Origin of the sequence: Lishizhenia sp. (assembly GCF_033720595.1) — a bacterium.
In the GTDB taxonomy this organism is placed as follows: Bacteria; Bacteroidota; Bacteroidia; order Flavobacteriales_D; family Crocinitomicaceae; genus Lishizhenia.
The window spans coordinates 1-22,430 of the sequence record NZ_JAWWCF010000022.1; the positions used below are offsets into that span (position 1 = coordinate 1).

At 36.5% G+C, this 22,430-nt stretch carries 24 protein-coding genes; 13 read left to right on the forward strand and 11 right to left on the reverse strand.

From position 1 onward, the window contains the following. Nucleotides 1–36 precede the first annotated feature (36 nt). Nucleotides 37–627, reverse strand: coding sequence for a DinB family protein (locus R3333_RS02850; RefSeq protein WP_318957059.1), 591 nt, complete (start codon nt 625–627; stop codon nt 37–39). A gap of 163 nt (nt 628–790) precedes the next feature. Here R3333_RS02850 and surE point away from each other — a divergent pair, with 163 nt between their 5' ends. The 6 genes from surE (at nt 791) to R3333_RS02880 (ending at nt 7,271) form a co-directional block, all read left to right on the forward strand. Then, nucleotides 791–1,555, forward strand: coding sequence for a 5'/3'-nucleotidase SurE (surE, locus tag R3333_RS02855; protein ID WP_318957060.1), 765 nt, complete (start codon nt 791–793; stop codon nt 1,553–1,555). A 3-nt stretch (nt 1,556–1,558) separates the two neighbouring features. Then, nucleotides 1,559–1,861 (forward strand): hypothetical protein, encoded by a 303-nt coding sequence (locus R3333_RS02860; protein ID WP_318957061.1) that lies wholly within the window; start codon nt 1,559–1,561, stop codon nt 1,859–1,861. Nucleotide 1,862: 1 nt separating this feature from the next. Next, nucleotides 1,863–2,972: a lipid-A-disaccharide synthase gene (lpxB, locus tag R3333_RS02865; RefSeq protein ID WP_318957062.1), complete on the forward strand. Its 1,110-nt coding sequence runs from the start codon at nt 1,863–1,865 to the stop codon at nt 2,970–2,972. Between the two features lie 10 nt (nt 2,973–2,982). After that, complete coding sequence (locus tag R3333_RS02870; protein WP_318957063.1) at nt 2,983–4,170, forward strand: SpoIID/LytB domain-containing protein; 1,188 nt, start codon at nt 2,983–2,985, stop codon at nt 4,168–4,170. A gap of 99 nt (nt 4,171–4,269) precedes the next feature. Beyond that, the gene (locus tag R3333_RS02875; RefSeq protein WP_318957064.1) at nt 4,270–5,697 is read left to right on the forward strand and encodes a TonB-dependent receptor; all 1,428 of its coding nucleotides are present in this window, start codon (nt 4,270–4,272) and stop codon (nt 5,695–5,697) included. 365 nt (nt 5,698–6,062) lie between these two features. Continuing rightward, nucleotides 6,063–7,271, forward strand: a complete 1,209-nt coding sequence (locus R3333_RS02880; RefSeq protein WP_318957065.1) for a GAF domain-containing sensor histidine kinase — start codon at nt 6,063–6,065, stop codon at nt 7,269–7,271. Between the two features lie 80 nt (nt 7,272–7,351). On the opposite strand, the gene R3333_RS02885 is transcribed toward R3333_RS02880, so the two are convergent. After that, on the reverse strand, nt 7,352–7,738 hold the full coding sequence (locus tag R3333_RS02885) for an RNA-binding protein (RefSeq protein WP_318957066.1): 387 nt from the start codon (nt 7,736–7,738) through the stop codon (nt 7,352–7,354). A 136-nt stretch (nt 7,739–7,874) separates the two neighbouring features. On the opposite strand from R3333_RS02885, the gene R3333_RS02890 reads away from it, so the two are divergent. Beyond that, on the forward strand, nt 7,875–8,324 hold the full coding sequence (locus tag R3333_RS02890; RefSeq protein ID WP_318957067.1) for an FKBP-type peptidyl-prolyl cis-trans isomerase: 450 nt from the start codon (nt 7,875–7,877) through the stop codon (nt 8,322–8,324). Here the strand turns inward: R3333_RS02890 and R3333_RS02895 are convergent. Further along, nucleotides 8,321–8,815, reverse strand: a complete 495-nt coding sequence (locus tag R3333_RS02895) for a hypothetical protein (protein ID WP_318957068.1) — start codon at nt 8,813–8,815, stop codon at nt 8,321–8,323. The two genes, R3333_RS02890 and R3333_RS02895, sit on opposite strands and share 4 nt — an antisense overlap. A gap of 6 nt (nt 8,816–8,821) precedes the next feature. Next, on the reverse strand, nt 8,822–9,640 hold the full coding sequence (locus tag R3333_RS02900; protein WP_318957069.1) for an alpha/beta hydrolase: 819 nt from the start codon (nt 9,638–9,640) through the stop codon (nt 8,822–8,824). 87 nt (nt 9,641–9,727) lie between these two features. On the opposite strand from R3333_RS02900, the gene R3333_RS02905 reads away from it, so the two are divergent. Genes R3333_RS02905 through R3333_RS02920 form a run of 4 tightly spaced genes read left to right on the forward strand, consistent with a single transcriptional unit; the run spans nt 9,728 to nt 12,784 of the window. Next, nucleotides 9,728–10,111, forward strand: coding sequence for a hypothetical protein (locus R3333_RS02905; protein ID WP_318957070.1), 384 nt, complete (start codon nt 9,728–9,730; stop codon nt 10,109–10,111). A gap of 1 nt (nt 10,112) precedes the next feature. Beyond that, nucleotides 10,113–11,117: a CBS domain-containing protein gene (locus tag R3333_RS02910; RefSeq protein WP_318957071.1), complete on the forward strand. Its 1,005-nt coding sequence runs from the start codon at nt 10,113–10,115 to the stop codon at nt 11,115–11,117. Then, nucleotides 11,114–12,115, forward strand: a complete 1,002-nt coding sequence (aroF, locus tag R3333_RS02915; protein ID WP_318957072.1) for a 3-deoxy-7-phosphoheptulonate synthase — start codon at nt 11,114–11,116, stop codon at nt 12,113–12,115. The genes R3333_RS02910 and aroF overlap by 4 nt, the downstream gene beginning before the upstream one ends. A 3-nt stretch (nt 12,116–12,118) precedes the next feature. Then, nucleotides 12,119–12,784: an HAD-IIIA family hydrolase gene (locus R3333_RS02920; protein ID WP_318957073.1), complete on the forward strand. Its 666-nt coding sequence runs from the start codon at nt 12,119–12,121 to the stop codon at nt 12,782–12,784. Between the two features lie 277 nt (nt 12,785–13,061). Here R3333_RS02920 and R3333_RS02925 read toward each other — a convergent pair whose 3' ends face one another. The 7 genes from R3333_RS02925 to R3333_RS02955 form a co-directional block, all read right to left on the reverse strand. Next, complete coding sequence (locus R3333_RS02925; protein WP_318957074.1) at nt 13,062–14,219, reverse strand: cysteine desulfurase family protein; 1,158 nt, start codon at nt 14,217–14,219, stop codon at nt 13,062–13,064. A gap of 13 nt (nt 14,220–14,232) precedes the next feature. Continuing rightward, complete coding sequence (glmM, locus tag R3333_RS02930) at nt 14,233–15,618, reverse strand: phosphoglucosamine mutase (protein WP_318957075.1); 1,386 nt, start codon at nt 15,616–15,618, stop codon at nt 14,233–14,235. Continuing rightward, nucleotides 15,619–16,110: a 6,7-dimethyl-8-ribityllumazine synthase gene (gene ribH, locus R3333_RS02935; RefSeq protein ID WP_090246016.1), complete on the reverse strand. Its 492-nt coding sequence runs from the start codon at nt 16,108–16,110 to the stop codon at nt 15,619–15,621. Beyond that, nucleotides 16,110–16,751: a tetratricopeptide repeat protein gene (locus tag R3333_RS02940; protein ID WP_318957081.1), complete on the reverse strand. Its 642-nt coding sequence runs from the start codon at nt 16,749–16,751 to the stop codon at nt 16,110–16,112. Before R3333_RS02940 ends, ribH begins: the two co-directional genes overlap by 1 nt. A 97-nt stretch (nt 16,752–16,848) precedes the next feature. Continuing rightward, nucleotides 16,849–19,713: a GH92 family glycosyl hydrolase gene (locus tag R3333_RS02945; protein ID WP_318957082.1), complete on the reverse strand. Its 2,865-nt coding sequence runs from the start codon at nt 19,711–19,713 to the stop codon at nt 16,849–16,851. Nucleotides 19,714–19,717: 4 nt separating this feature from the next. Further along, nucleotides 19,718–20,638, reverse strand: a complete 921-nt coding sequence (locus R3333_RS02950) for an ROK family protein (protein ID WP_318957084.1) — start codon at nt 20,636–20,638, stop codon at nt 19,718–19,720. Beyond that, the gene (locus tag R3333_RS02955; protein WP_318957086.1) at nt 20,628–21,245 is read right to left on the reverse strand and encodes an HD domain-containing protein; all 618 of its coding nucleotides are present in this window, start codon (nt 21,243–21,245) and stop codon (nt 20,628–20,630) included. The genes R3333_RS02950 and R3333_RS02955 overlap by 11 nt, the downstream gene beginning before the upstream one ends. A 214-nt stretch (nt 21,246–21,459) precedes the next feature. On the opposite strand from R3333_RS02955, the gene R3333_RS02960 reads away from it, so the two are divergent. Together R3333_RS02960 and R3333_RS02965 are read left to right on the forward strand one after the other, a co-directional pair. After that, the gene (locus R3333_RS02960) at nt 21,460–22,002 is read left to right on the forward strand and encodes a 30S ribosomal protein S16 (protein WP_318957087.1); all 543 of its coding nucleotides are present in this window, start codon (nt 21,460–21,462) and stop codon (nt 22,000–22,002) included. 12 nt (nt 22,003–22,014) lie between these two features. Then, on the forward strand, nt 22,015–22,430 hold a 416-nt coding region (locus R3333_RS02965), incomplete at its 3' end, for a 16S rRNA processing protein RimM (RefSeq protein WP_318957089.1).

Genomic DNA, 22,430 nt, shown 5'->3' on the forward strand with positions numbered 1-22,430 from the left:
GGGTAAAAAACAAAAGAAGTTTTCTCCTACCATCATCTATTTCTTTTTAGGAAAATTGGGGTGTTTGAATAAATTGAAAGCCTGCTCTACATGGCGCTCTTCATGATATGCCACATACAATAGAGCATCTCCCATACGTAAACGGACGATACGAGATAACGAAATAGGAACTTTGGTTCTTCTTAAATTAATATGTTTTGCACCTTCTAGGATCTTTAAAAATCGATCTTGACCTGTTACAAACTCTTCAATATCATTACCGGTTACCATACTTGGATCAAGGCTAGGATTGTAGTTCTTTTGCGCATTGAACTTTCGTTTCACATTCTTTGCTCTTCCTAATTTCATACTTTTCCAAGCTGATTTTCCAAGGGGAGAAGATACAAAGGGAGCTTTTGCTTCCCTGAATTTCGTGTTTTCAATTTTATCTTCGAAAACAGGGTGGTAATATTTAGCAAATTGATTGAGATGGGCAAAAATCTCTAATAGATTCCAAGTGTGCTCATTTGGGCGCCAAGTTTTCTGCTTGTCGCTCAAGTGTTTAAACTTTGATTGGATTCTTTTGATTTGTTCTTGACTCAATTGTGTCAGCTCGTCCACCCAGCTATTTAATACCACTGTTTTCATTCTTTATATCTTCTGAATCAAAAATAACATCAAATTCTAATAGCGCAAGATAAATAAGGCCTTTTTGTAGAGTTTTCTTGAGCATTATTTTCTGAGTTACTTTCCGCATGTATATTGCCAGATTTCTTTTTATTTTCGCAAGTGAATTAAAGATGTATATCTGATGGAAAAACCTTTGATATTAGTAACGAATGATGATGGTGTAAACGCAAAAGGAATTCGTTCTTTGGTAGAGGCCGTTCAAGAGTTTGGAGATGTGGTAGTTGTGGCTCCCGATAGTCCGCAAAGTGGAATGGGACATGCTATTACTGTGAATAAACCCCTTCGATTAACAGCTTCTACTGTATTTGAAGGGATAGAAGCTTACACATGTACAGGTACGCCGGTAGATTGTGTAAAACTCGCCATCTATGAAATCTTTAAGCGCAAACCAGATATTCTTGTGTCAGGTATCAATCACGGGGATAATTCTTCTTCAAATGTTTTGTATTCTGGAACTATGTCTGCAGCTGTAGAAGGAGCTATGGAGTCGATCCCAAGTGTTGGTTTTTCTTTGTTAGATCACGGTTCTGATGCAGATTTTACGACTTCAAAAGTTGTGGTAAAGAAAATGATGCAACAATTGTTGACCCAGAAGTTTCCCTTGGGAACGTGTCTGAATGTTAATATTCCGAATTGTTCTGTTGAGGAACTGAAGGGACTTAAAATTTGTAGACAAGGAAAGGCACATTGGGAAGATAGGTTTGACAAACGTTTGGATCAATTTGGTAAACCGTATTACTGGTTGACAGGTGAGTTTAAAAAAGTAGACAAAGGGTCAGAGGCAGATACCTTAGCTTTAGATCAAAATTGGGCGAGTGTTGTTCCCATTCAATATGATATGACTGCCCACCATTTAATTCCTGAACTAACTGAATGGGATTTATAGATTATGAGTTTTAAGCAAAAAATAGATAAACCGCTAGTAGGTGGAATTGTTGCATTGGTTTTGCCAGTGCTTGGTTTTCTGTTCTTTAAAGAATTGAATTATGCGCATAAACCATGGGATCAACTATGGAGGTTTATGAAGGCCAGTGCGAATAATAGAAATGAGTTAGTGATCTTTCCTTTAATCCCTAATTTAGTCCTCTTTTACTTTTCAAATTATCAATGGAGGTGGGATAAGTTTACCCAAGGACTTGTGTTTGTTACAGTAATCTTGGGATTAGGAGTAGTGATTAGTTTAGTGGCATAGGATGGAACAGAAAAAGTTATACATAATTGCAGGTGAGGCGAGTGGTGATCTTCATGGGTCTAACCTCATTAAATCCCTGCAACAAAAAGATCCATCTGTATCCTACCGCTTTTGGGGAGGAGATAAAATGGAGTCCCAAACGAAACAGAAAGCTGTAAAACACATTCGTGATTTGGCTTTTATGGGCTTTGCCGAGGTGGTAATGAACTTGAGAACCATACTAGGGAATATCAATTTTTGTAAAGAAGATATTTTAAAGTTTAGGCCAGATGCAATTGTAATGATTGATTATCCCGGATTCAACCTTCGAATAGCTGAATGGGCAAAGGAACAAGGGATTAAGGTTATCTACTATGTTTCTCCACAGATCTGGGCCTGGAAACAAAATAGAGTGCATAAAATAAAGAAGGTAGTAGACAAAATGTTTGTTATCCTTCCTTTTGAAACTGAGTTTTATCAGCGCTTCGATTATGATGTAGAATATGTTGGACACCCTTTGTTGGATGCAATACATCAATACAAAGCCAATAATCACCCCGTTTTTGAAAATGATGATAAAGAGATTATTGCCTTATTACCGGGGTCTAGAAAACAGGAAATTTCGAGAAAATTACCGGTAATGTTAGAGGCAATAAAAGACTTCTCTAATTACAGAGTAGTTATTGCGGGAGCTCCTTCCTTAGAGGAAGAGTTCTATACTTCTTTTCCATTGCCTAAAGGAAGCGAAATAGTTTTTGGAAAAACCTACGATGTATTAAACGTGGCTACGGCTGCATTAGTAACATCGGGCACAGCTACATTAGAAACGGCTTTGTTTAAAGTTCCTCAAGTCGTATGTTACAAGGCTTCACCTATTTCTTATCACATTGCAAAACGATTGGTCAAAATCAAGTATATTTCTTTGGTAAATTTGATTTTGGATAAACTATGCGTGGTAGAACTCATCCAAGGAGAATGTAACCCTAAACGTATCGCGTCCGAATTGAAAGCTGTTTTACCCGGTGGAAAGAAACGAGAAGAAGTACTCAAGGATTATCAGGAGTTGGCAAAACTTTTAGGAGGTGGTGGAGCCTCTGATCGTATTGCTGATGGAATATTAAAGACAATATAATTTACAGCTAGTGAAGACACTTATTACCATATTCTTTTCTCTTTGTCTGAGCGCATTGTTCGGTCAAGAAATGAGAATAGGTGTAGTAAGATCTCACGATGTAGACCGCGTCATCTTTTCTTACTTTAATGGCAGTTATAATGTTTACGGTGATACAGCGCGATTAAAAACCATCTTACCTAATGAATTTGTTGATATCCGCTACAGGTCCAACGATAAGGTGGAATTGCTTTTTGGTGTTCAATCCTTGGGAGTGTTCGATTCCATTCAACTCAAACAAACGGGTAAGGATTATGGATTGCGATTAACGCCAAAATCGCCCAACAGACATGAAAAGCAATACTTGGATGATTTTGTGATTTTCGCAAAGCGTGGACATTTGACCCTCGTGAACCTTGTACAAGAACATCATTATTTAGCCGGTGTGGTTGAATCTGAAGGAGGAGGTGGTAAACCTTTGGAATATTATAAGGCGCAAGCCGTAATTTCTAGAACTTATGCCAGGGATAGATTGGATAGGCACAGAAGGGATGGTTTTCAATTGTGTGATCAAGTGCACTGTCAGGCGTATCATAACCGACAGAAATATACTCCTAGTATAGACACGGCGGTTCAAGCAACTTCTGGAGAAGTGATGGTGGATGAACACAATCATATGGTGGAAGGTTTTTTTCATGCCAATTGTGGTGGACAAACGACTTGGACAGATTACGTTTGGCGTCATCGAATTCCTTATTTGGCACCTATTCAAGATAGTTTCTGTATATACACGGTTCAAGCCAATTACACCAAGCGAATACCGAAAAGTGAATGGAGAAATTATTTGGTGAATCAATTAGGCTATCCAGAAAAAGACCCTGTTTATGGTCCTTTACTTTACAATTTTATTCAATATGATAGACAAAAGTATTTTCAAGATGAAACTACAGGAATAAAGTTAACAAGTCTACGTTACAAGTTTAAACTGAAATCTACCTTTTTCTCGTGTTATGAAGATGGGGATGATGTAGTGATAGTAGGAAAAGGATATGGGCATGGTGTAGGACTGTGTCAAGAAGGTGCGATGGAGATGGCAAAGAGAGGATTTACCTATGATCAAATATTAAAGTTTTACTTCTCAAATATCGAAGTGATAGGGAATTATAACGAAATCTTTTTTACCCAAGAAAACCCACAAAAAGATAATGAACTTTTGTAGGTTGGTAACTTCTCATCTTATTTCCTTTTAATTCCATGTATTACTTGTGAATTCTTACTAATTTTGTTTTATAAGCTAAAGATCGAAGGAGATTAGAGAATGATAGATGAAAGAAGACTAACAACAGAAGAAAAGGCACTTAAAATCAATTTAAGTACTGATATCTACGGTTCTTTCGCCGAAATTGGTGCTGGACAAGAAGTAGCGGCTAATTTTTTTAAGGCAGGAGGTAGTTCGGGAACCATTGCTTATACCCACTCAGCTTACGACATGACTGTTTCTGATGCCAAGTATGGTAAGGCACATCGTTATGTTTGTGAGGATAGATTACTTACTATGTTAACAACGGAGTACGAGTCGTTAACAATGAATCTTCCGGATAGAGCACCAGATACGAAGTTTTTTGTATTCAGTAATACAGTAGAATCTTTAAACTATCATAAAACTAATCAAGGTCAAGGTTGGGTAGGTCTTCGCTTCCAATTAACACCAGAAAGTGAGCCTAACGATATTATTTTGCACGTAAAAATGCACGATAATAGCAACCGAGCACAGCAAGATGCTTTGGGTATTTTAGGGGTTAACCTAATTCATAGTGCCTATTTCCTATCACATGATATGAATGAATTTCTAGACGCTTTGGTACATCGTTTACCTAGAGAGCGTATGGAAATTGATATGTTGCGTGTTAATGGACCAGACTTCGAAGATGTAGATAACCGTATTATTGCATTAAATCTTGTAAAAAGAGGTTTAACGGATGCTACGATGTTTGACTTGACTGGAAATGTATTACAACCAGCAGCAGCCTTATATAAAAAGAATATATTGTTGATGCGTGGGCGTTTTAGACCTGTTACTAAGGTACACATTGACATGATAGAGGCGGGAGAAAAATTATTCCGCAAAGAACCAGATGTAAAAGAGGATAATGTAAGAGTGGTGTTTGAGTTAACGCTTAAAGATCTTACGGCAGACGGTAAAATATCAGATAAAGACTTCGTAGATAGAGCAGAGCTTTTAGGTTCTTTAGGTTACACTGTTATGATCTCTAACTACTTGAAACACTACAAGATGGTTGACTACCTTTCAACCATTGCTAGAGGTAAGCAAATGGGTGTTTTAGTTGGTATATATAACCTTCAGACTATTTTCGATGAGAAGTATTACGATAATCTACCAGGTGGTTTATTAGAAGCTTTTGGTAGAGGATTTGGTCATAAAGTGAAAATGTATGTTTACCCAGCGAGAGATGTTGAGACAGGTGAATTGTACAAATTTGAAGATGTAAGAATTCCAGAAAAATTAAGAGGTTTACTGGATTTCATGATCGCTAATAACAAACTAGAAGGAATAGAAGAATACGACGAGAAATTGTTGCATATACTTTCAGACGATGTGCTTTCCAAAATTAAGGCAGGAACTAAAATTTGGGAAGAGGATGTACCACCAAGAGTGGTGAAAGCAATCAAATTCCTAGAGCTATTTGGTTATAAAAGGAAGAAAGAAAAAGTAACGCAAGATTAAAAATATTCAAAAGGAGGTAATTAAATACCTCCTTTTTTTATGTCCAATACTTGTAACAGTTAAAGCTTAGATGTCACCTTGAGTATAAAACTATTAGATTTTAAATCTAACCCTATTTCCAAATGCTAATCCTTAAGTTATGAGTGAGTTGTGAATCAGTCTTTATATGCTTGCATATAAGTATTTGTGCGAGAAGGAAATAGAGGTCTAATTTTACCCCAAGAAACTCTTCTATTCCTAGAAAAATTGCTATTTTAACTTCATCTTACTTCAAACTACTCCTTTTTATATTTACGTTGAATCCAATTACCTCTATTAGGTGATTGTGCCTCGTTAATTTATGGGATAAATCTAAATACGATAGTATGCATTATACACATGATTCAGAGGAAAAGAAGAGATTACAAGCTTTAAAAAGCTATTCCATTCTTGATACACTCCCAGAAGAAGATTATGACGGTATAACGAAGATTGCAGCGCAAATTTGTGGTACAGAAATCTCACTTGTAAGTCTTGTGGATGCGGATAGACAATGGTTTAAATCTATGCACGGTATTGATGTACATGAAACACCCAGAGAATATTCCTTTTGCTCCAGAGCTATTGTAAGTGAAAAATCAATCTATATTATTGAAAATGCTAAAGAAGACCCTGTTTATAAAAACAATCCGTTAGTTACGGGACCTCCGCATATCATGTTTTACGCAGGTGTACCCTTGGAAGGTACCGATGGATTTAAATTAGGGAGTTTATGTGTTATTGATTCTAAGAAAAAAGAATTGACACCTGAGCAAATTGAATCTTTGTTAGCCTTGGGAAGACAGGTTGAGAATTTATTAAAGCTCCGAAGAAATCAAATCGCTTTGGATGAGATGATAATGGAACTTGAATTTAAAAACGAAGCTTTAGAACAGTTTGCTTATGTTGCTGCGCACGATATTAAATCGCCTTTGAACAACATCAGAGCCTTGGTTGATTTAATCATGAAAAAAGACGGTGATTCGTTGAATGACGGAGTATTGACCAAGTTGAAAATGGTTGAAAATACGTCAGGTAAACTCAAAAGATTAGTAGATGCTTTACTTGAATATTCGCAGGTAGATGCCAAAGTGAATGAGTTAAAGGATGTTGATGTTGAAGAGGTCATGGAAACAATTGTAGGTTTACATGGAAACGAAAGTGTAGATATTAAAATAGATACAACCTTGGATAAAATATTCTTTAGCGAATTGTCCTTGTATCAAATCCTTCATAATTTGGTGGTGAATGCCATAAAGTACAATGATAAAGACAAGGCGCAGATAAAGATTAGTTTGAAATCGAAGGATGATTTATTTGTTCTTTCTGTTCAAGATAATGGAGTAGGGATTGCTCCAGAGAACCATGAGAAAGTTTTCGAGAGTTTTACGACTTTGAAGACCAAGGATAAATTCGGTAATTATGGTAGTGGTCTAGGACTTTCAATTATTAAGAAAATTGTGGAGCAATATCAGGGATTTATACATGTTGAAAGTGAAGTAGGTAAAGGAAGTACTTTTATTGTTGAAATACCCAAAGCGAATATTAAAAATTAATAGTCAAGCTTCCAGAATAGGAGAGGACTTCAAGAAAATATACATAGAAAAAAAGGGTGATCGTTCGATCACCCTTTTTTTTAAATTCTTTTTCTTCTAGGTCGCATGACGCGTTTTTGTTCAGATTCTTCTCTACTAGAGTTGTCTCTATCAGCGTTAAATGTTCTTTTAGGTCTATCTTTAAAGTTATTGGTTGGTTTTTTCTGGTTATCTGGTCGAGAACCTTTCGGTGATGCTATTTTAACATCCAAAGCTCTTCCATTCACTTCAACACCGTTCAAAGCTTGAATAGCAGCAATGGCCTGATCGGTGTCTTCCATCTCAACGTATCCAAATCCTCTCGATTTTTTTGTTTTCTTATCGTAAACAACATGGGCGTAACTAACTTCACCGAACTGAGAAAATGTTGCTTTTAAATCTTCTGAAGTAATACCAAAGTCTAAATTGGCAATAAAGATATTTGTCATCTAAAAATTATTAATCTAATGCAGTATGCACCACAAATGTACTGCTAAAAGTTCTTAACTCAAAATCAACAATAAATCTCTGTAAATTAATTCATAATTGTTAGAATATTATATTTGCTGTAAATATTTGTGGGTTATGAAGATATTGATGCTTTTAAGTGTTGCGTTAGTTGTTTTATCATGTAATAAGGTAGATCCAGAGGAGCAAGCTAAAATCGATGATCAAATTATTCAAGATTACTTGGAGACATTTGAAATTGTAGCTGAAAAACTGGATAATGGCTTGTACTATTCTGTAGAAAAAGCAGGAACGGGCGAATACCCTACTGAAAACTCTGATGTTCTCGTTGCCTACAAAGGTTATTTCACTAATGAAAGTGTTTTTGACGAAAGTGAGCCCGAAGGTGTTGCTTTTAATTTACAACAGGTGATTGAAGGGTGGAAGATAGGTATTCCGCTTTTCAAACAAGGTGCTAAAGGAACTTTGTATATTCCATCAGCTTTAGGTTACGGACCTTCAGGTGCAGGTTCTATTCCACCCAATCGTGTGTTGATATTTGATATTCACTTAATTGAGGTGTACTAATCTACTCCAAAGGAGTGAACATCATTGTGGTTTTCCTCAATTCCGTCTTTTAATTTTTTGATAATTCGAGTGAGTTCGAAAATGTCTGGCGTTGCATTGTTTTTTAACCAGGCAAATCCTTTGTACCCATTTTGTTCTCCATCGATGGCCTCAGCCATATAGTATAAGGCTGTGAAGTTGTTCATTTTAAGCCATTGTAAAGCTTGTTGGTTCCCTTCTGCTGCATTAATAAAAGCCATCAGGTGGGGATATCCATTTTTCATCAACCAATCTCTCGCTTCGTCCTTTAATTTAAGGGCATATGTAGCCATAAATAATTCTTCAAAACCATTTTCATTGAGGTAGTTCAACAAATCAGTGTTGCCCTCAATTGCCTTTGCCCAAGCAATGATAATCTTTGGGTGATAGGTAAGCTCCTTACTTTCTAGTTTTGTGACCTTTTGAATACTTACTTGTCTTTTTTCTTTACGCTTTTTATTGAAGAGTCCCATTTTCCTTTACTTGTAAAAATTTAACATGTGTTGAACCATTTCTTGCATTGCTTTAGGGATTACATTTTCCGTCCACGGGTGTTTGCTTTGGAAGGTGTGTCCCGCTCCTTCAATGCTTACAAATTCTCCTTTTGTTGCTAGTGCCAATGAACGAGAACAAGCGAGTTGAACAGCTTCATCCTGTGTTCCGTGTATGTGTAATGCAGGTTTTTCGAATTGTTTCAAGTTTTCTAAGATGTTTAAATCTTTTTCATGGTTGAAATAATCTGTGTAGAAGCTATAATAGTGAGGCATATCTTGCTGGGTACGGCTATTTTTAACCGTGTAAACACCCTGGTTTTTCCATTTGTCCAATGCTTCTCCTTGAATAAACCTGGAAGCGAAGTCATCTACCGAAGCTAAGGTTGTTAACGAAGAAACTGTAGAGGTTTGCGCTGCAACTAAACTGGCAATACCACCTCCTCTGGAATGTCCGATAACATGAATTTTGGCAGAAGGATACATATCGTGAAGTAAATTCACCATAGTATGCGCGTCATGTAATTCATAACTATACCGGTTTTGCGCAAAAGCATCCAAATCAGGAAAGTCTATTGGATTGTCTACGGTACCTCCGTTGTGACTAAAATTAAAGGCACAGTATCCAAATTTTTTAGCTGTGAAAGCACTTCCCATGAGCGACCAGGCTCCCCAGTCCTTATATCCTTTATAACCATGCATAAATAAAAGGATTTCGTTGTTCCAGGTATCTGGAATTTTTAAATCGTAGACAGATTTTCTACCTGCTGCACCTGTATAAATTTCGTTCACTTTGTCTATCCTCATTCTATTCACTGCTTAATCTTCAAAAATACCTTCTATTTACTAAAAATGATAACCTAAAACTACTATTTTTAGGCTGTAATGACGATAATGAGATTTTTTTTCGGAGCCTTGATTTTCTTAACTCTTTCTGGTTGTGGCGCTTCCTTGGGAGATCGTATAGATTCTAAGAATTTACATGTATACTACATGGATGGAGTAAGTGCACAAGAGGCAGTAAATTTTGCTACATATTGGAGAGATAACGGTTTTGTAGGAGAAAAGAAACAAACCATACAACTGATCAAAAATGAGTATGGTGAGTTGTTGGTTAAACTCATTGAAGATAAGAAATACGAACTTCAGGGGTTGAGTTTAGATGAACAGGCGATGTTGTCGAAATTATCGCGTACACTAGAAAAAGAGGTGTTTAGTGATACTAAAGTGAGGGTAGTGCCTTGTGATAATACATTTAGACCTCTTGTAAAACAGTAATATGAAAATATCCGCATCTATATATTCAGATAAAAAACGTCCACTTAAGGAGGTTATAGAAGATTTAGTAGCACATAATGTAAACTTGTTGCATGTAGATTGCAATGATGATTTATCGGTTTTTAATGATATTGAAGCCATCAGAAGGTGGTGTGATTTGCCGATAGATTTGCATATAATTACTGAAAAACCTGAGCTTTATTACGATAAGTTAAGAGAGGTTCCTGTAGAGTACCTTACTTTTCAATATGAGCAACTGCCTCAAGATTTTAATTTACCCTTAGATATTAAGGGAGAAAAAGGTTTGGCCATTACAACACCAACATCTATTGAGGTGTTCAAAGATTTTGAAGATTTTGATTTCTTATTGGTCATGGCAACAATACCCGGACAAAGTGGCGGAGTGTTTGATCCAATCAATTTTCAGAAAATTAGAAACTTCAAAAAATTATACCCCCGAAAAGCAATTCATGTAGATGGAGGAGTGAATGCCGAGGTGTCTTTTATTCTCAGAAACTTGGGCGTTAGATCGAGTGTTTCGGGGAGCTACTTGTTTAAAAGTGCTAGTGTAGGAGAGGCTTTGATGAATTTGACCAATCGGGAGCATGTTTCCTCTTTTTGCGTGAAAGATTTCATGGAAATGCTCCACGATGACATATTTGTGTACATAGAAGGACTTAACTTAGAGAAGATACTTACAGCGATAGAAGTTGGAAATAAAGGGTTGGCCATCGTTAAAAATATAGAAGGTTTGTTCATGGGGATTATTACGAATGCCGATGTACGAAGGTTCTTATTGGCGAACATTACAGATATTTACTCGGCCGACGTAACAGAAATGATAAATAAAACACCGGTAGTTATTGAGGAAACAGCAACGGTTGAGGAAATGTTAAATCACGTGAAAGCACAAGCATTTCCCATCTCGTATTTACCTGCAGTATCCCAGGAAAATAAGGCTGTTGGAATGATTACTTTTGTAAACCTGATAAAAGGAGAATTATGATAATACATTTAAAAAATAATATAAACGAGCAGGATGCTCACCATTTAGCGGAAAGCGTACAAGCCTTCTATTTTAAAGATCAAGAAGGAAAGAAAGTATTGGTAACCTCTTCATCTGTGAAAGAATTACCACATGAAGTTGAAGGTAAAGTGAATGACTTTTGGGTATTTCCAAATGACATGCAGTTGGCTTCAAGACAGTATAAGGAAGAAACAAGAAAAGTTGCTATCGGTGATACTGTTATTGGTGGGGATACCGGTAATACAATTTTAATTGGAGGACCTTGTTCCGTGGAGTCAGAAGGACAAATTAGAACTTCGGCTGAATTGGTAAAAGGAATGGGGTTAACTACGTTAAGAGGTGGTTGTTATAAGCCTAGAACTTCGCCGTATAGCTTCCAAGGATTAGGGTTGGAAGGATTGAAACTTTTGGCCAAAATGCGTGAGGAGTACGGATTAAATGTGATTACAGAGGTTAGAGATGCAACACATATTGATGAAGTGATTGAATACAGTGATGTGATTCAAGTAGGAGCAAAGGCAATGTATGATCAAGGTATTTTAAGAGCTTGTGCAAAAACTCAAAAACCTGTTTTAATTAAAAGAGGTTTTGGTACAACCTTACAGGAATTTGTTCAAAGTGCTGAGTTTGTATTATCTGGAGGAAATGAAAATGTAATTCTGTGTGAGCGTGGAATCAGAACCTTTGAAACGAAGACTAGATTTACATTAGATTTATGTGGTGTTGCTTATTTACAAGAACACACAAATTTACCGATCGTTTTAGATCCTTCTCATGCTATGGGACATGCATATGGTGTAATTCCATTAGCAAAAGCTTGTGTAGCAATGGGAATTGACGGTTTATTAATTGAAGCGCACCCAACACCAAAGTTGGCCAAGTCAGATGCTTCACAGCAGTTAGATCATGAAACTTTCTCTCATTTAATTGATGAATTAAATCCTGTAGCACAAGCGGTTGGATACAAAATAGTTTAGTGCATGTATTTAAAAGAGAACTTAAGTTATTTACTTCAACAAAAAGACGTAGAACTCGACGAATTTTTAGATAGAAATGAAGTGGAGCACGTGGATGAATTTTCTATTGATGCATTGAATGAAATCTCTGAGCATTATCAAATAACTTTGAGAGACCTACTTTTTTCATCCTTCGAAAAGAACCATGAAAAACTGCAGAAAATTAAATTATTGATTTTAGATGTGGATGGTGTAATGACAGATGGTGGAATGTACTTTACCGAGAATGGTGATCAAATTAAAAAGTACAACACCAAAGATGGAATGGCCATTATGCATCTAATCAAAAGGGGATACCAGGTCGGTATTATCTCGAGTGGTTTTAAAACTGAAATGGTTAAAGCTAGGGCTGATCTTTTAGGTATTCAACATTTTTACGTTGGTAGAGATAGAAAGCTGGATGTATTACAAACTTGGTGTAAAGAGCTTAATATTAGCTTAGATGAAGTGGCAATGATAGGTGACGACATCAATGATTTAGAGGTTATGGAGCGTGTAGGAATTGCCGCTTGCCCGAATGATGCCGTGGATAAAATTAAAAATGCTGCAAATATTCATTTAAGAATGAATGGAGGAAAAGCATGTGTACGTGAGTTTATAGATAACTTTTTATTACAAGAGGCTATTTAGTCACTGTAGTGCAAACATATTTAGGTTGAGGGTGGTAATTAGGTTTATCACCCTTAATTTTTATTCCTAATCTTAAAAGTGCATCGTCAAATCCTTTATTCTTTTTGTTCTTTTTCATGATTTCTTGGTATTACTTCGTTTAAAGTAGTCAATAAATATGCCAATCACCGTAAAATCCCTTTTAATTGTAGAGAATATTGACTCAAATATGCTAGGAATGCATAAAAAAAGGTCAAGCTTTTACAACCTGACCTTTTGACATTCGTTTATGTAAGGTTTATGACACTGGCGTCGCCTTTAAGTTGTGTTCGAAAACCTCAACTAAAACTTCGAGTGCATAATCTATTTCTCCTTTGGTTGTAAATCTAGAGAAAGAGAACCTTGCGTTTGGTCGCGTAATATCTGCGTTTATCCCCGTCAATACATGCGATGCATTTACCGATCCTGAGCTACAAGCAGACCCACCTGAACAAGCTATTCCTTTTAAGTCTAACGTGAAAAGCAACATATTGGCTTTCTCTGTTTTAGGAAAACATACGTTCAAAACAGTGTATAAGGATTTTTCAGGAGTGATATCCCCGTGAAATTTAATGTCCTCAAATCTATTTTGTAGTTGTTCTATCATGTAGTTCTTCAAGGCTTGAACATGAATTTGATGTTGTTCTAAGTCTCTATCTGCAATTTCCATTGCTTTCGCTAAACCAACAATTCCATATAGGTTTTCGGTACCTCCTCTAAATCCTCTTTCTTGACCACCTCCGTATATAAGGTTACCAATCTTGATGTCTTTCTTGATGTACAAAAATCCTATTCCTTTTGGTCCATGGAATTTGTGAGCGGCACAAGTAATGAAATCGATATCTAATTCTTGCATGTCAAACTTGTAGTGAGACATAGTTTGAACTGTATCAGAGTGAAAGTATGCACCGTGCTTACGACACATTTCACTTACTTTTCTTAAAGGAAGTAAATTTCCTACCTCATTATTACCGTGCATTAAGGAAACAAATGTTTTTCCGTTTGCATTGGCTAACAATTCTTCAAGATGGTCTAAATCAACATGACCTTTATCGTCAAACTTAACAAGTTTGAATTCTATGTTTTTTTCTTCGCAGATATTCTCTACCGTATGACCAACAGCATGGTGCTCGATAGGAGAGGTGATAATGGTTTTACAACCTAATTCTTTCACCGCAATATTAATTGCCATATTATCTGCTTCTGTTCCTCCAGAAGTAAAAATAATCTCAGAAGGTAGACAGTTAATGATTTTTGCAACCGTCCTTCTAGATGTTTCGATTGCTGCCTTCGCTTGTCTACCGTAATAATGCGTAGAAGATGGATTTCCAAAGCCGTCTTGTAGGTAAGGAATCATTGTTTCCACGACTTCAGGGTCAATAGGAGTAGTTGCTGCGTTATCTAAATAAACTCTCATTGCTTTCTTCTAATTAATTTAATGCCATAATATCATCCATAATACGCTCAGCTAATTTATTAGCCATGTCTGTATTAGAACTTTCTGAATAGATGCGGATGATAGGTTCTGTATTACTTTTTCTTAAGTGTACCCACTCTTTGTCGAAGTAAATTTTAACACCATCTGTTGTGTCAACTTCTTTATCTCCGTATTTCTCAGCCATATTTGACAATATTTCGTCAACGTTAATTTCTGGCGTTAATTGAATTTTATTTTTAGAGATCGTGTATTTTGGATAGCTGTCTCTCAAGGCAGAAATTGATTTTTTCTCTTTGGCTAAATGACTTAAGAATAATGCAATTCCAACCAAGGCATCTCTTCCGTAGTGTAAAGCAGGTAAGATAACTCCACCATTTCCTTCACCACCGATAACAGCATTCACAGCTTTCATTTTCTCTACAACATTTACCTCTCCAACAGCAGATGCAAAATATTCATTACCTGACTGTTCAGTTACGTCACGTAGAGCTCTTGTAGAAGATAAATTGGAAACAGTTGCACCGGGTGTATTACGTAAAACATAATCAGCAACAGCAACAAGTGTGTACTCTTCACCGAACATAGATCCGTCTTCACAAACGAATGCTAAACGATCCACATCAGGGTCTACAGTGATTCCTAAATCAGCCTTGTTCTCTAGAATAGCATTCGATAAATCTGTCAAATGTTCTGGTAACGGCTCCGGGTTATGTGGGAAGTGACCTGTTGGTTCACAATATAATTCTGTGATGTTAGATACACCTAGTTTTTTCAATAATGCAGGAACAAATATTCCTCCTGTAGAATTTACAGCATCAACAACGATTTTGAAGTTGGCAGCTTTAATCGCTTCAACGTCTACACCATCTAACTTTAATACTGCATCAATGTGCTTTTCTAAATAAGTATTGTCTACCGTGTATTTTCCTAAATCATCTACTTCTGCAAAAGTAAAGTCTTCTGCTTCCGCAATACGCAAAACTTCAGCTCCATCTGCAGCAGAAATGAATTCACCTCTTTCGTTCAATAACTTTAAGGCATTCCATTGTTTAGGATTATGACTCGCCGTAAGAATAATTCCACCGTGAGCTTTTTCCATAGCTACCGCAACTTCAACCGTTGGAGTAGTGGATAAACCTAAATCTGTTACAGAAATCCCCAATGAACGAAGGGTAGATACTACTAAGTCAGAAATAATTGGTCCAGAAATACGGGCATCTTTTCCAACGACAACGCTCAATTTCTTTGCGTTATTTCTGTTTTGAAGCCAAGTACCGTAGGCTGCTGCAAATTTAACAGCATCAATAGGAGTTAAACCTTCGTTTACTCTTCCTCCTATCGTTCCTCTTATTCCTGATATAGATTTGATTAATGTCATTTATTCAAAGTTTTTTTTAAGTCCAACCATTTTCATACAAGCAATCGCACATTCAATTCCTTTGTTTCCGTGCTTACCACCAGATCTATCTATTGCTTGTTGAAGGGTGTTATCTGTTAAAACACAAAGAACTGTAGGTTTATTGTATTTCAATCCTACATCTTTAAGTCCTAATGTCGCTCCTTCACAAACAAAGTCGAAATGACGCGTTTCTCCTTGTATAACTGATCCAATTGCTACTACACCGTCAACATCTGTATATTCATACATGTATTGCGCAGCAAGCGGCAATTCAAAGGTTCCCGGTGCAAAACGAACGATAATGTTCTCTTCTTTCACACCATTTTCTAAAAGTGCTTCCTTCGCACCTTTTAATAAATTCAGGGTAATGTTTTCATTCCATTCAGAAACAACGATGCCGATTTTAAAATCGGCACCATTAGGAACATACTCCTGATTATATTCTGATAAATTTCTATTCTCTGTTGCCATTATTTAGCTGTTGAGTTGCTTGCTCTAGCTTTGTACTTTTCAACTGTGTTTTGATTAGCAAAAGCTGGATATTCATCTATAATTGTCTGGTAAATTTCTGTAGCTTTTTCAAAGTCTTTAACTTCTTCACATACTTTTGCAGCTTTGAATAGGAAGTGTGGAGTAGTTAACTCATTTTTTCTTCTTTCAGCAGCTGTAACGTAAGCAGCAATACCATCTTCTAAGTTTCCTAATTCAACGTTGCAGTCTCCTTCTAATCCTTTTGCAAGAGAAGCTACGAATTCGTCGTTTAATTCAACTCCTTCTACTTCTTCTAAAGCTGCTTGGTAATCTCCTTTGTCAAAGTACAAACTTGCCAATTGAAATTGAGCCATTTCTCCTTGGTTGTACCCGTCGTACTCTGCTACTTGATTTTCGAATTCGGTGATGGCAAGGTCTACGCTATCTTTTTGCAATAAACTGATTGCTGTAGAATTGTAATCTGATGCTTCAGCTTCTCCTGGCTCAACAATTAATCTGTTGTATCCAAAGATTCCTAAAACAATCACAACAATAACTCCTACTGCAATTGTAAATCCTTTAAGAACTTTGTTTCCTTTTAATTGATCAATAAGTTCTTCTGTGTTTAAATTTTCATCCATTTATTTAGCGTTTTTAGCGTTGCAAAAATATAATTTTTTTTTAGGGTTTCATACTATTTTGTGAACAAGATGTGGTTAATAAAAGTGATTTTACTTCCTATTCTGTGAAAATTTCTATTTCATCCATAAAAATCCACGTTTTTCCTCCCGCTCCAAGGTGCCATTCGGGGCATGGGCCAAAATTATTTACTTTCAATTTAATATAGCGGGCATTCGCTGTTTTAGGTAGTGTAACCGTCGTTTTTTGTTCTAAATTATATTCACTTTCCAGGGCTGTTTCAGCTACTGTAACTTTGTCTGTATTTAGTGTATTTCTATTATCATCTAGGTAGCTTACCTCTATACTTTTGGGTAGGAAAATCCAAGCGTTGATGTATTGAAGTAGGGAGAGTTGAATGCTGTCTATTCGTCGGGTAGTATCTAAGTCGATAATTAGTTCTACATCTTTGTTTTCAAACCCTTGATATAAACCGGTTCTGTAATTGTTTCCAGATTTTAAACCGTCCATCAAAGCTTGCTCATTACCGCCGTTATACTGATTGTCATAAGGAGTTAGCAAGGTATAGTTATAGTTGTTGTTATCCTTATTGAAGGAAGCAAAAATGGTTTTACTTTCTCCCATTTTAGTAGCTGTTTTAACAAAGATTTTACACGAATTGTGTATGTAGAAACTTTCGTTATAACTGTTCCAGTTTACTGCATTGTTTACACTGTAATAAATCGGTTGGTTGTCTACACTTTTTAAGGTGACTAACATGCTGTCTTCAAAAACACGTTGCGTACCAACGAAAATAGGGTTTATTAAAAAGTGTTCATCGTTAACATGAGATGATGGAGCCGGTAGTGTGTTACTTGTTCCGGCGAAGTTTAGTCGCCCTCCTTTTAATAAAGCATTGGCATTTATAGATAGGTTTTGTAATCTTCTGCCGTTCCAGGTAATGTGTCCTTGAGGATTATCTGTTTTTGTTATAGTAATTGTTTTGTTGTTTTCTAAATGAATTTTAGCACTGTCAACGAGCGGTAGGCTAAGATCGTAATAGGTAGCACCTGGCGTTACCGAATACATTCCTAAAGCGTTTAAGACGTACCAACTGCTCATTTGACCACAGTCTTCATTGCCGCTTAAACCAGCAGGGGTATTGCTGTATTGTTCGTTTAGGATTTTATGTATCATGGCTCTTGTCTTTTGTGGTTGTCCTGCGTAGTTGTACAAATAAGCCATGTGGTGCGAGGGTTCGTTACCATGGGCGTACTGACCAATTAACCCTGTGATATCTACCTGATGTCTGCCTTCTAAAGTACTTGAAGTACTAAATAACTGGTCTAGCCATTTTTCTAGTTCTTTTTGCCCCCCTAAAAGTTCTTTAAGCCCATCAATGTCTTGTGGGGCAAACAGTGAATATTGCCAAGAATTAGCCTCTGTGTAATTAAAATTCACTTCAGATGGTATGAATTTATCTATAAAAGCACCATTTGTTTTTGGTTGCATGAATTTATTCTCTGGATTAAAAAGGTTGCGGTAATTTAAACTTCTTAAATAAAATTCTTGCGCAATTTCTTGTTTATCCAAAGCTTCAGCAAATCTTGCTATACACCAATCATTATAGGCGTACTCCAATGTTTTTGAAACAGATTCAGCCTCATCCTCTTGGTTGATCATTCCTTGGAATCTGTAGAAGTCTTTGCCTAATTCGTCTGCATTTGCAGTAGCTATCATAGCTTCCAAGGCTAGTTCATGATTGAAATCTTGTATGCCTTTAAAGTAGGCGTCAACAATTACAGGTACGGCGTGATAACCAATCATACATCCTGTATAGTTTCCAGAAAGTTCCCACATGGGTAATTTTCCACCTTGTTCGTACTGGTTTAAAAACGTATGAATGAAATCAATGGTTTTTTCCCGTTGAGTTAGAGCAAATAGGGGGTGAGTACCTCTAAAAGTATCCCATAATGAAAAGACTGTGTATTGCTTGTTTTCTGCTGTGGACTGATGTACATGGAGGTCTGTACCTCTATATCTCCCATCCAAATCACTGAATAAATTAGGTGCGATAAAACTATGGTATAGAGCGCTGTAAAAGATGGTATCTATAGATTTATTAGAAGTAAATATCTCTATTTTATTGAGTTCCTTGTTCCAAGCTTGTTCATTTTGTGCTTTTACTGTTTCGAAATCCAAGCTTTCAATTTCCGATAGGTTTTGCTTGGCACCTTCTGTATCCACCGCTGATATACCTACTTTTAAATCTAACTCCTTAATCTTTGGTGAAAAGTAAATCAGGTATTTATTCGAATTTTCAATGCGTTCTATTGATGTGATTTTTTGGTTGCATTCTAAATGAAAATAGAAGTGTTGTTCATTGGCCCATGATCTTGAAATACGCTTTCCTGATACATGATAATTGTCCACTGTATTGAACTCAACATCAATTAATTGATCACGGTAATCTAAATCTAAAAGTATGTACTTATCTTGTTTCTTTTTAGGGAATTTATATTTGTGATAACCAGACCTTTTAGAGGTTGTTAATTCAATCTTTACTTGATCTTGATGAAGGGTGTTGCTATAATAGCCTGCATGTGCCTTCTCGTTATCATGTGAAAAGGGAATGGCGTAACTTTCATCGGCTTTAATATCATGTTTTCCTATTAACGGTAAGATGAGTAAATCGGCATAATCGGGTACGCCTGTTCCGCTTAAATGGGTGTGACTAAAACCGTGAATGGTAGTATCAGAATAATGATAACCACCACAACCGTCCCAACCTTCTTTTCGGGTATCCGGACTCAGTTGAACCATTCCGAAAGGAGAAGTTGCACCTGGGAAGGTATGTCCATGTCCTCCAGTACCTATGAAAGGGTTTACAATTTTCGCGTAATTTTCTTTAGGATTGTTATTGAGTTGTGCCTGACTATTGATGGCAAGAAAAGTGACAAGAAGTAGGTGTATCGTCTTTTTCATGATTTTAATATTTTGCGTAAGCTGCTGCACCTAAAATGGCTGCGTTTTTATGATGCAATTCAGAGCTAAGTACTTTTACCTTACCTTGATAGAGGTTTAAGATGTTCTTTTGTGTATAGTTATCCACTCTTTGGCGGAAATTTTCTCCGTTTTTAGCGATTCCTCCAAACAATACAAAGGCTTCGGGGTTCGAGAAACAAGCGAAATTTGCTAGCCAATATCCCAGTTTTTCTGCTGTAAATTCAACAATTTCTTCTGCAAATTGATCGCCATTTTCAGCAGCTTTAAAAATGTCTTGAGGAGTAGGACATGTTAAGGTTAATAATGGTGATGTGTCTTTATTTGGAGAGCTCAGAAGAGCTATACTTTTCACCATTCCTGTAGCAGAGCAGTAGGTTTCCAAACAGCCTTTACGACCACAACCACAAGGTCTACCTTCTTTTTCAACCATGACATGTCCAAATTCTCCGGCTGTACCAAACTTACCATCGAATACCTTGTCGTTTATAAAAATTCCAGCTCCTAATCCTGTACCCAGTGTAATTACTACGAATTCAGAAAAATCTTTGGCTGCTCCAAAAAGTTTTTCACCCACAGCTGCGGCATTTGCATCGTTGGTGAGTTTTGTGGGTAGTTTAAAGTAATTCTCAAAGTATTCGACGATAGGAATATTTACGCCCCACTTTAGATTAGGGGCATTTTCTATCATACCACTAAAAGTGTTAGAACTTGGTGCACCAATTCCGATATTGTTAAAATGGTGGTCTTTGAGCTTTTCCTCTATTAATTCAGGCAGCAGAGCAGGGTTTCTAACTTCTGAAGTCTTTAAATTTCCTTCGTAAACAATTTCTCCATTGTTGTTTACTAAACCAAAAGCTATGTTGGTTCCACCTATATCTATTCCTAGTGTAAAATCAGTTTGCATGTTCTAGTGCTATGTTCCATTCTTTTAAAAAACCTTCTTTAAAGTTTTGCATTACGGCATGTCTTTCTTGCCCAATTTTTTGAGCGGCATTCGTATTTAAAAGGTTTAGGAGTTTTAGTAATTTATCATCAAAATGCTGTAGCGAGTTAGCGGGGTCTGTACTAGAATAAATAGGGCGGTTTTTATTTCCGCCGTAAGCAAAGCATCTAGCAATGCCCAAATGTCCCATTGCATCTAGTCTATCCGCATCCTGAACGATTTTTCCTTCTATAGAATCAAAAGTTGGAGCTCCTTTACTGTAGCTTAAATTGGAAGTAATATGAAGTATTTCTTCTATCAGGTTTGAAGCTATTTTATGTTTTTCTAATAATGCTCTACACAGTTTAGGACCAACGGTGTAATCTCCATTATGAAATTTATGGTCACCAACATCATGGGTGAGGGCTGCTAGAAATATAAGTTCTTTATTGCCACCTTCTAATTGTTGTAATTGCAGGGCAAGGTGTATGACGCGTTCTATGTGCGACCAATCGTGACCACTTCCTTCTCCAAAAAAGTCAGTTTTCACAGCCTCTACAAGCGATTTGTATTTTACGTATAACTCCATCTATGACGATAAATTTAAAAGGATAAGCCCCTTGATGTACAAAGTGTAAAGGATTGTTTTTAACAAAAAGGAGAATGATATGTTAATAAGGGTATAGGAATCTCTTCTTTTTCCTTGATTTTTAATAGATTTCTTTTCTTACTAAAGTTTTTTCTTTCTATCTTTGCAGCCTTAATTATTAACGTGGGTTTCGTACCCAAAACAATAAACAATTATGGCAACTAAAATTAGATTGCAAAGACACGGGAAAAAAGGTAAACCATTTTTCCACATTGTAGTAGCTGATTCAAGATCAAAAAGAGATGGTAAATTCATCGAAAAGATCGGTACTTACAACCCAAACACAAATCCAGCAACTATCGATTTACAGTTCGAAAGAGCTTTATCATGGGTACAAACTGGAGCTCAAATGACAGATACTGCAAGAGCTTTAATGTCGTACAGTGGAGTTTTATACAAAAACCACTTGGTAAACGGTGTTAAAAAAGGAGCATTAACTGAAGATCAAGTTGAGGCTAAATTTGAAGCTTGGGCAAAAGAGAAAGAAGCTAAGATTGAAGCGAAGAGATCTGGTATCACTAAATCTTCTGAGCAATTAGCTGCTGATCGTTTAGCTGCTGAAAAAGAAGCTAACGAGAAGAGAGCTGCAGAAATCGCTGCTAAAAATGCACCAGAAGTAGAAGAGGCACCAGCTGCTGAAGAAGCTACTGAAGAAGCACCAGCTGCTGATGAGAATGCAGAAGAATCTGCTGAGTAAAAACATTGAACTATGAATAAAGCGGATTGCTTTAATCTAGGATATGTGGCGAAACTTCACGGTTTTAAAGGTGAAGTTTCGCTTTTTTTTGATGTCACAAATCCTTCAGATTATCACACACTAGATGCGGTGTATATAGACATCAACGACAACCTTACACCATTTTTTGTAGAATCTATAAAGCCTAAGCAAAAAGGTTTTGTACAAGTAAAATTCGAAGGAGTAGAATCTGAGAATGATGCTAAAGTGATTTTACGTAAGAATCTATTTTTACCCCTTTCTTTATTACCAGAATTAGACGGTTTGAATTTCTACGACCATGAAGTAGTAGGATGGAAGGTAGTAGATATTGAATACGGTGAAGTAGGTGTGTTAGAAAACATTATCGATAACAACGTTAATCCTTTGATCCAAGTTTTAAATGGTGA

Coding starts and splice junctions, on each gene's coding strand:
- R3333_RS02850 (WP_318957059.1), bottom strand. CDS start 627: ATGAAAACAGTGGTATTAAATAGCTGGGTGGACGAGCTGACACAATTG.
- surE (WP_318957060.1), top strand. CDS start 791: ATGGAAAAACCTTTGATATTAGTAACGAATGATGATGGTGTAAACGCA.
- R3333_RS02860 (WP_318957061.1), top strand. CDS start 1,559: ATGAGTTTTAAGCAAAAAATAGATAAACCGCTAGTAGGTGGAATTGTT.
- lpxB (WP_318957062.1), top strand. CDS start 1,863: ATGGAACAGAAAAAGTTATACATAATTGCAGGTGAGGCGAGTGGTGAT.
- R3333_RS02875 (WP_318957064.1), top strand. CDS start 4,270: ATGATAGATGAAAGAAGACTAACAACAGAAGAAAAGGCACTTAAAATC.
- R3333_RS02880 (WP_318957065.1), top strand. CDS start 6,063: ATGCATTATACACATGATTCAGAGGAAAAGAAGAGATTACAAGCTTTA.
- R3333_RS02885 (WP_318957066.1), bottom strand. CDS start 7,738: ATGACAAATATCTTTATTGCCAATTTAGACTTTGGTATTACTTCAGAA.
- R3333_RS02890 (WP_318957067.1), top strand. CDS start 7,875: ATGAAGATATTGATGCTTTTAAGTGTTGCGTTAGTTGTTTTATCATGT.
- R3333_RS02895 (WP_318957068.1), bottom strand. CDS start 8,815: ATGGGACTCTTCAATAAAAAGCGTAAAGAAAAAAGACAAGTAAGTATT.
- R3333_RS02900 (WP_318957069.1), bottom strand. CDS start 9,640: ATGAGGATAGACAAAGTGAACGAAATTTATACAGGTGCAGCAGGTAGA.
- R3333_RS02905 (WP_318957070.1), top strand. CDS start 9,728: ATGAGATTTTTTTTCGGAGCCTTGATTTTCTTAACTCTTTCTGGTTGT.
- R3333_RS02910 (WP_318957071.1), top strand. CDS start 10,113: ATGAAAATATCCGCATCTATATATTCAGATAAAAAACGTCCACTTAAG.
- aroF (WP_318957072.1), top strand. CDS start 11,114: ATGATAATACATTTAAAAAATAATATAAACGAGCAGGATGCTCACCAT.
- R3333_RS02920 (WP_318957073.1), top strand. CDS start 12,119: ATGTATTTAAAAGAGAACTTAAGTTATTTACTTCAACAAAAAGACGTA.
- R3333_RS02925 (WP_318957074.1), bottom strand. CDS start 14,219: ATGAGAGTTTATTTAGATAACGCAGCAACTACTCCTATTGACCCTGAA.
- glmM (WP_318957075.1), bottom strand. CDS start 15,618: ATGACATTAATCAAATCTATATCAGGAATAAGAGGAACGATAGGAGGA.
- ribH (WP_090246016.1), bottom strand. CDS start 16,110: ATGGCAACAGAGAATAGAAATTTATCAGAATATAATCAGGAGTATGTT.
- R3333_RS02940 (WP_318957081.1), bottom strand. CDS start 16,751: ATGGATGAAAATTTAAACACAGAAGAACTTATTGATCAATTAAAAGGA.
- R3333_RS02945 (WP_318957082.1), bottom strand. CDS start 19,713: ATGAAAAAGACGATACACCTACTTCTTGTCACTTTTCTTGCCATCAAT.
- R3333_RS02950 (WP_318957084.1), bottom strand. CDS start 20,638: ATGCAAACTGATTTTACACTAGGAATAGATATAGGTGGAACCAACATA.
- R3333_RS02955 (WP_318957086.1), bottom strand. CDS start 21,245: ATGGAGTTATACGTAAAATACAAATCGCTTGTAGAGGCTGTGAAAACT.
- R3333_RS02960 (WP_318957087.1), top strand. CDS start 21,460: ATGGCAACTAAAATTAGATTGCAAAGACACGGGAAAAAAGGTAAACCA.